General features: G+C 38.7%; 9 protein-coding genes and 1 pseudogene. 3 read left to right on the top strand and 7 right to left on the bottom strand.

Features of this window, described 5'->3' with window-relative positions; all coding sequences use genetic code 11:
- Positions 1–102 precede the first annotated feature (102 nt).
- Positions 103–408 carry a hypothetical protein gene (locus QZ562_RS17705; RefSeq protein ID WP_293763124.1) on the bottom strand — a complete coding sequence of 102 codons (306 nt, stop codon included), beginning with the start codon at positions 406–408 and terminating at the stop codon, positions 103–105.
- A gap of 25 nt (positions 409–433) precedes the next feature.
- Here QZ562_RS17705 and QZ562_RS17700 point away from each other — a divergent pair, with 25 nt between their 5' ends.
- On the top strand, positions 434–646 hold the full coding sequence (locus QZ562_RS17700; protein ID WP_293763122.1) for a hypothetical protein: 213 nt from the start codon (positions 434–436) through the stop codon (positions 644–646).
- Between the two features lie 67 nt (positions 647–713).
- The gene (locus QZ562_RS17695; protein WP_293763119.1) at positions 714–1,817 is read left to right on the top strand and encodes a hypothetical protein; all 1,104 of its coding nucleotides are present in this window, start codon (positions 714–716) and stop codon (positions 1,815–1,817) included.
- A gap of 247 nt (positions 1,818–2,064) precedes the next feature.
- Here QZ562_RS17695 and QZ562_RS17690 read toward each other — a convergent pair whose 3' ends face one another.
- Positions 2,065–2,313, bottom strand: a complete 249-nt coding sequence (locus QZ562_RS17690) for a DUF2960 family protein (RefSeq protein ID WP_293763116.1) — start codon at positions 2,311–2,313, stop codon at positions 2,065–2,067.
- Between the two features lie 491 nt (positions 2,314–2,804).
- Positions 2,805–3,536 (bottom strand): hypothetical protein, encoded by a 732-nt coding sequence (locus tag QZ562_RS17685; protein WP_293763113.1) that lies wholly within the window; start codon positions 3,534–3,536, stop codon positions 2,805–2,807.
- 324 nt (positions 3,537–3,860) lie between these two features.
- On the opposite strand from QZ562_RS17685, the pseudogene QZ562_RS17680 reads away from it, so the two are divergent.
- A pseudogene (locus QZ562_RS17680) lies at positions 3,861–4,191 on the top strand (transposase); the annotation flags it as partial.
- Between the two features lie 174 nt (positions 4,192–4,365).
- On the opposite strand, the gene QZ562_RS17675 reads toward QZ562_RS17680, so the two are convergent.
- From QZ562_RS17675 to QZ562_RS17660, 4 genes are all read right to left on the bottom strand, one after another.
- Complete coding sequence (locus QZ562_RS17675; RefSeq protein ID WP_293763110.1) at positions 4,366–5,163, bottom strand: class I SAM-dependent methyltransferase; 798 nt, start codon at positions 5,161–5,163, stop codon at positions 4,366–4,368.
- 215 nt (positions 5,164–5,378) lie between these two features.
- Positions 5,379–6,938, bottom strand: coding sequence for a methyl-accepting chemotaxis protein (locus QZ562_RS17670; RefSeq protein ID WP_293763107.1), 1,560 nt, complete (start codon positions 6,936–6,938; stop codon positions 5,379–5,381).
- Between the two features lie 316 nt (positions 6,939–7,254).
- Positions 7,255–7,407: a hypothetical protein gene (locus QZ562_RS17665; protein WP_293763104.1), complete on the bottom strand. Its 153-nt coding sequence runs from the start codon at positions 7,405–7,407 to the stop codon at positions 7,255–7,257.
- 249 nt (positions 7,408–7,656) lie between these two features.
- A partial coding sequence (locus QZ562_RS17660; protein WP_293763101.1) for a RecX family transcriptional regulator occupies positions 7,657–7,859 on the bottom strand: 203 nt, incomplete at its 5' end.

The raw sequence follows: 7,859 nt of genomic DNA, 5'->3' as shown, positions 1-7,859 counted from the left end.
GCTTCTTCATCATAGGGATCGACACATTTTGCAAATTATAAACAAATTATAAAGACACCCATCGTAATAAATCACAAAAACTATTTTTTTGGCTACTCGTTATCATGGGTGTCTTGTTAATTTTGTTATTGTTAATTTTGTTATTCTAGAAACATAAGTCATTCCTGCCAACCAACTACCATTATTAACAAGTCCCCAACCATCAAGATTAGTATAAAGAGATACACCCGTAATGGTTACATCTTCAGCAACTAAATCGCCGATCTGAATAGGTCCAGAATCTCCTAGAACGGTTTCTTGAGTACTGACATTAATCGCTGTTGGACTAGTAATGGTATTACTAGTTATGAGTGTTGCATTAGCGATACATGTAAGAGATACCAGCAAAGCAATAATAATTTTTTTCACTTTTACGCTCCTGTGATTAAATTTTATGAATCAAACCGATACTGCAGATATGCAATATCTACTACATATTGCAGGTTTGGTTAATTTTGTTAATTCTCCAGGTATGACACATTCTAGATTTCAGACCAACTCATCAGTGGCTAATGACTATATTTCCATGGTGGTTTCGCCCAGAATAGCAGTTCAAGTTTTGCTGACCGCGCAAGCCGTTTATCCATTTCGTTGCAGAATAATTTAACGTTAAATACATCAAAACGTCATAATTAAATGCCATGTTAGAGGATTATAATTATGGACATTAGACTATGTTAGCAACAATACAGTTTGATTCGATTAAAACCCGTTTAATCATTATTATCACGGTGTGTTTGTCGGGAATGCTGGTGTTGGTTGGTAACCAAATTTATAACACGGACAGGTTAATTAATCTCAATAGTCAAAGTAAACAGTTACTTAATTTAAGTCATGAGTTACTGCAATTACGTCGTCATGAAAAAGACTTTTTATTACGCCGAGACCCTCAATATGTGGATAAGTTTAGAATACGAGCCGATGTTTTTTCTCAACAGATCACTCAGTTAAATCCTATTTTTGCCAAGCTAGGTGACACCAACACCTTATTTGATGAACTCAGTGTTAGTTTTACCCAGTATCGCACGCAATTCCTTTCGTTGGTCAGTTTACAAACTCAAATTGGACTCGATGAAAATAGTGGTTTTCAAGGGCGTTTTCGTCAGGCCACTCATCGTTTAGAGGAGCAATTGCAACGGTTCAATCAAACCGATTTGCAAATACTTATGCTACAAATGCGCCGTAGCGAGAAAGATTTTTTACTCCGTAAAAAATTGGTTTATGTTGAACGTGAGACGTTGTTTTACCAACAATTATCCTTAGCTATCACTCAAAGCAACCAGCTTAATGTCCAGCAACAACAAGCCTTATTGGACATTTACCAGCAAAGTTTTTTGCAGTTAGTCACGGCCTATCAAACTATTGGGTTAGATCATACTCTGGGTTTGCAGGGGCAGTTCCGCGAGCAAGCCCACGCACTGGAAAGTCAACTAACCAGAGTAAGTAACAAACTGGCTGTTCTCATCTCTTTCGCTGAAAAAAGGGTTGAGCGTATCAGCTTGTTGATTATGACAATTACCACTTTGGTGTTAATTATTATATTGATAAAAAGTTATATTACCTTTCAACGGGCATTTTTAAATTTTGTGATGTTTTTTTATCGATGTAAACGTGAATATCAGCATATGGATGGCAAAAAGCTGGGGTTCTCAGAGTTTAAATACTTAGCCACTATCGCCAACGAAATGATCGACGCTCGTTGTGGTATCGAGCGTCAGCTGCATGAGGCCCATCGACATATTGCTGAATTAGAAAAAATGAATGGTGACAGCGCTTAGGCTCAGTGAAATGTTAGTTAACCCAAAATATCGGGGCAGCAGAACAACATTAAATTATCTTTTCCCCATCCGAACTGACTAATTTGTGAAATATGTTCCGCTCAAACGAGCAGCAAATTAGCAAATTATAAAAACACCCATCATAATCATTCGCACCACTATTTTTTTGCTGCTCGTCATCATGGCTGTCTTGTTCATTTCGTTTCTTGTTAATGCCGTTAATTCGCCTCATGACTAAAAACGACCATCATTCTTGGCCATTTTTTAAGAAATATAATTCAGTAAAACCCATTTTTACAAATTCGGCATCTCTAAAATTTCTTACGGTAGCTTTGCCTTTACTGATGGAGGCAACTCGCTGCTCAGTTTGCAAAAAGTGGCTAAGGTCTAGTTCTTCAGCATCGGCCACTGCCTCATGCATATTGCGATAGCGGCTGTAAGAAAAACTTATTTCCTTTGCCACACCATTAAACTTATAACGTACTTTATGGGTCATTTTATACTCACGTGGGTCCATCAATTGCGAAAACTATTTGACCGCCATTATAAACTCAAATAGCGGTGCTTATTCAACAAGCTTAACAAAAAGTATCATCGCTTAGAGCCCTATTAACTAAACAACGCCTTTATATGCCCAAGTGACCTCAAAAAGCACAGTTCAGCGGGAATTCTCGACATGCGGGGTCAGGTTCGTTGAAAATAGTCGGAATTGAATAAACGGCATTATGAATTAGACTTTGTATACCCAAAAAATGTAAAGGAATACAAAAATGGCTCGCCTACCTCGACTATCCATCGTTGGCTGTCCTCAGCACATAATACGATGCAATAATCGCCAAGCGAGTTTCTTTTCTGAGCAGGATTACACCGTTTATTAAGATAAACTCAAGAACCCTGCTACTGAGCATAATGTTAATACGAAATGGAATCCGATCCCTTTATCCCCCTCAAAGTTAACTGCGCAAAGTCGTGAATGACATAATTGCATTAGCGACTCAGTCCATAGTCTTTGTTTACATCAATGACGCTAATACCAAGCTCTAATGCTTTTATTGTATCAACAAAATCAAATTGCACTTTGCACTTTGCTTTTATCATTTCAAGCCATACATAGCGAAGGCCGTTGGGGCGTCTGCCGGTCCAGAACTCTTCAGTTTTGTTGATGTAGTCAACAACAGGCGCAAGATGCCCATCACGATAAATGTGGCGAATTAACTCGAGGTCAGGACCAAAAGAACTTAGGACCGCTGAGCCGCTTATATCGATAGACTTCAATAGCTCTTCAAAGGCTAATTCTTGATTGCCTTGTCTGTATGCGATCCATGCTCGTGCAATACCTACAGAGTGTTTTTCGCTGCTAAAACCGTCAAACACATCACCGGCTATTTGCTGCCCTATACTTAACTTATTTGCATGTTCAAAGATGCGATTAATCTTGGCATTGACCTCATCGATTGGTTCAAATTGCGCGCTATATTTAAGGTGCCGGCTTAAATCGCCTATCACTTGAAATGGATGTTTGTTTGCCGCTAAGCTTCGTTCATAGTCGCGCAAAGTATAGGTAAGTGAACGTCGATTTTTTGTCTCGAAATGAGCGAATCGATCTTTTATATATTGATGATATTCAGGATCGTTACACCCAAGCGCATAGTCAGCACGAGCAGTTGAGCTTAATATAATACTTATGCACACAAGTATTACGACTAAGGATTTCATCATCTGACACCCCTTCCAGATACAATTTAAATTTTATACTGTAAAAGCCCGCAGAATGATCGTTAAGTAAAAGCTTGTTGGTACGTTCACTACTGTTAAGTGGAAAATTGTTTTACAGACGTTTCCCTGCGCCTTCGTTATTGTCTGTATAGAAATAAGACTGAAATATTTGTTGTAAGAGTGCGGCATAAGAGTGCGAATGTACCTGGAAAATTGTAATGATTTGAATTTCTGTAGGGCAAGATTAACTAAAGTTAAACTAAGCATAATGCTATCGTTTATTTTTGGGTCATGTGCAGAGTTATGTCTCGGTCTTGAAAAAGACAAGTGAATTTGATTGATACGTCTCATTATCATTGCGTGATACGCTGTGTGAGACGCTCTTTTTTGTGTAGGGCCGCCGCCGCGCTGTGGATAATTATTCAAGCCAAAGTTGTGAGCATCGTCAGGGGTGGGTAGAGGATAAGTTGTTACTCTTGTCCAGCATAGTGGGTATTGATAGCGCGACTACCGAGCCTGTGCTTATGCTGTAATGAGCAATCATACTCATGTTGTGGTGCATGCAGATAAAGACTGTGCGTTATCCTGGTCAGTAGATGAGGTGTTAAACCGCTATCATCGGCTTTACAACGGCACCTTATTGACTCAAAAACACCTGCGAAATAAAGAACGAAATAAAGAAGATAACCATTTTTAGAAAGTAGCAAAATAAGCTGTGATTGGGTGCTTTATGACTCTGGTTATCTTAATTATGTGAGCCAAATGCATTGGCATATTATATTTTATATATCTTGATATAAGCCTTCCATCAGAATAAGGCGCTTTTACACACCTATTTTTGATAATGCTCATTGCAATGTCCTGACCACATATCATGATATTGCTGTTGTGATTTATGAAGACGAGTGATTTGATGATTTTTCCAATCATTGGCATTTGCAAACGGGCCTTTTCGGCAAAGTGGGCAGCATTTATCTCCGGCAAAACTGAATGGTGTTAGGTACTTTTTAATCGGATGTAGCGTATTGTCCGAATATATATGCACGTCACTCGCCTCAAGCTTTACGCACTTATCTCGGTCTACTTTGCGCACCATATAGTGTCTAAATAACGAGGAATTAAAGGCCTCATTTCCAAGGTAGTGGTAAGGTTTATTAAGGGTTAAACTCGTTTCAATATGCCAATGGCTGTAAGGTTTCACTGACTTGCTAGTGATATAGCAAAGGCGCTCACCCTCTGGGTTTAATAATACCTCGAAGCTTTGTTTTAAAAAGTGATACAGCAAATCACGATTGGCTAAGTTCGCACTTTTATCACGCTCTTTTTGGGTTTGAGTGTAACTTCGTTGCGCTGGTACCAATGGGTGATTAAAAATCACGATATCGGCAAAGTTATGAGGCAGGCGGGTAATGCTGCCTAAATCGTTTACATCGACACTATGCTTGACCATTACCCCCGCGTTTAATAAATCATCTAGTGCGTTTTGTGTGTATTTGTCCCTTAGTACATCCTCACTGTCATAAGTGGTTGCGATAAGATCCTCACGGGAAACATGGGCGAGTAGGGCACGCGAAAAACTTAAATCTCCATCGCCAATGGTAATAACGCGGCAGTTTTTGGGTAAGTACATGAAACACAAATGATGCTGATTTTGGCAAAGTATACCAAAACCATCGAATTGATTACACGCGAACAGTGGCTCTTTATCATGGCCATTTTAACAAGAGACATTTTAACAAGACCTTCATAGCAATTTACTAAGAGAACTACATGGACAGCCATCGTAATTTAGTCAGATATGTAGAACCAGTCGATGATATTTAGTATGGGTGCCTTTGTGATTTTTTATGTTTTAAATGAGCCAACGTGTTGACCTAAAATATGTGCTAACTGTTCTAGGTTTTGACTTGTTACTTCTAGCTCTTTACTTGCACTCAAACCTTCTTGTACTGAGTTGTTGACTATATCCATATTGATATTGATTTCATTTGCCACGAATGATTGTTCTTCTGTTGCTGTTGCCATTTGTGTATTCATACTGAGAATAGTCATAACCTGTACTGATATTTTCTCCAGTGCTTTTTGAGCTTCTTCGGTTGCTTGCGTGCTTTGAACGGTTAATGCCTTACTACTGTTCATTACGTTGACCGCATTTTTTGCTTCTTGTTGCAGCTGATTGATCATATTTTGGATTTCATCTGTCGATTGGGCAGTTTTGGTTGCAAGGTTACGAACTTCATCTGCAACGACGGCAAAACCTCGTCCCGATTCACCAGCGCGAGCAGCTTCGATGGCTGCATTGAGCGCAAGCAGGTTAGTCTGTTCTGAAATACCTCGGATTACGTCAAGTATAGATCCGATAGATTGAGTTCGATCTGCAAGAGATCCTATTACTTGCGACATGTTATTCATTTCATTGGACAGAGTATTAATAGTATTGGTTGAACCTTGTAATATTTTACTGCCAGATTGCGTTTCGTTGTTGGCAGTTTCTGCTGAATCTGCAGCCCCTGCCGCATTTCGAGATATTTCATTAATGGTGGCGATCATTTCATTAATGGATGTAACCACTAATAACGTTTGTTCGCTTTCATCTTGGCCCCTTGATAGGGCTTGTAAGGACTGATTTCGTAGTTCAGTTGCCGATTGGCCCAACTCATTGGCTGTTTGTAAAACCTGAGAAATAATTTTATTAATATTTTCTACAAATGCGTTGAATGCGCGAGAAATATGAGCAATTTCGTCATTACCGTATACAGGCAATCTTAGAGTCAAATCCCCATCGCCTGTAGAAATGTTTTTCAGGGCTTCTTGTAAAGCTAACAGAGGTTTGAAAAATCGACTTAGTAGCCACATAAGTACACATACACAAATTAAAAATATGCTAATGATGGCAGTCAATTGCGTGAATACAATATCCTTTACAGCGGCACTCACTTCGGTAATTGGTACTCCAATATCAAAAGCACCGTATAGCTCACCATCGACATAAACGGGTGTCATAATGTCGTATACCCACACCTGCTGTACATCGGCATACCATTTAGAGTGTTTAGGTTCGCCTTTACCCGCGCCTGTTATGGTGTAGTTATCATCGTAAATCTTACCTATTTTTTTATTATCACTGTGGGCGATGGCCTCTATGTTTTTGTTAATAACCACCGCATAGCTGATATCTGGACGCTGTTTCAACGATTCAACAAGTGTTTGTAAATCAGCTAAAGGTTGAACCGATTGTTCTAAAACATACTCAATATTTTTAGCAATTAGTTGTGCTTGTGCCTGTGATTTATTAAAGACGATTTTGTCGATTTCTTGGTTAGAAATATAAGATGTGGAGGAGATACTGGTTATTGCTGCAACGGCAAACATCACGCAGACAGCAATTAATATTATTTTTTTCATATACAAACCTTTAATAGAATTATCGAGTTTAACAACGTCAAACCTATGTTGACTCGTTACAGCTGAGGAAACAGATTGTTTGTATCTGTGTTGATATTCCCTTATTAATTTGGATTAATTCTTAGGAGTAGTCGGTTGAGTCGTTTGTAATAGAGTATTGGCTTCATCTCTGCGCTCACCGATTTGATGGGCTAGCTTACCTAACCGATTATCAATATTCACATCATAATAGAGAAAAGAGGTCGTGAAAAGGGGGGGAGGGGACAAGTTATTTGAGCATTTAAGCGATATGGAATTAATTGGGGGCTGAGCAACGTTAAATCAATTTTTGCCATCCAAGTATTCTATCCGAACGCATCGCTTGTAAACTCATACCTGTGGGTGACACCCATTCTTTTTTTACCTCATGCATTCCTGATTGGGTGTTAGGTTTACCCTCATCAAGTAACATTCCCTCGATGTGAGTCATCAATACCCATAGGTGAGCATCAATGTTAAGTCTCTCTAAAAATGTTACTAGCAACCTGCGTAAGCAGAATAATCCTGCAGGTCTACAAAATAAATTTGACGGTTGTTATCTCGAAGAATAAGGTTTTGTTGACTACCAAATGGGCAGAGAGATAGTAAACGTCTCGTTGGTTTTTTTATCCTTGAATGTTCTTACCCTTCACGCTTTTACATATTGGTTGACATTTCTTTCAGCAAATACTGAATTGTATTAATCCTCTTCACCTGAGTGGCTGATCACTTTATTGGCAACTGAATATGAAAATCCTTGTCCAATTAAATGTCTCAAGGCTTTTTGTTTTAACTTTTCATCTACAATAGGGGGTTCACCGAATTTTTTAATTTTAAGTTTTAGTGCTTTATCTAAATAATCTTCTTCAGTGTTATTTATTGATTCTATGCACACATTGATTA

It is taken from the genome of uncultured Paraglaciecola sp., assembly GCF_913058035.1.
In the GTDB taxonomy this organism is placed as follows: Bacteria; Pseudomonadota; Gammaproteobacteria; order Enterobacterales; family Alteromonadaceae; genus Paraglaciecola.
This window is presented reverse-complemented; position numbering and strand designations above follow the sequence as displayed.

Bases quoted from the DNA above. Each gene is read 5' to 3' on its own strand.
- QZ562_RS17700 (WP_293763122.1), top strand. From the start codon at position 434: ATGAATCAAACCGATACTGCAGATATGCAATATCTACTACATATTGCA.
- QZ562_RS17675 (WP_293763110.1), bottom strand. From the start codon at position 5,163: ATGTACTTACCCAAAAACTGCCGCGTTATTACCATTGGCGATGGAGAT.
- QZ562_RS17665 (WP_293763104.1), bottom strand. From the start codon at position 7,407: ATGACTCACATCGAGGGAATGTTACTTGATGAGGGTAAACCTAACACC.
- QZ562_RS17695 (WP_293763119.1), top strand. From the start codon at position 714: ATGTTAGCAACAATACAGTTTGATTCGATTAAAACCCGTTTAATCATT.
- QZ562_RS17685 (WP_293763113.1), bottom strand. From the start codon at position 3,536: ATGATGAAATCCTTAGTCGTAATACTTGTGTGCATAAGTATTATATTA.
- QZ562_RS17670 (WP_293763107.1), bottom strand. From the start codon at position 6,938: ATGAAAAAAATAATATTAATTGCTGTCTGCGTGATGTTTGCCGTTGCA.
- QZ562_RS17690 (WP_293763116.1), bottom strand. From the start codon at position 2,313: ATGACCCATAAAGTACGTTATAAGTTTAATGGTGTGGCAAAGGAAATA.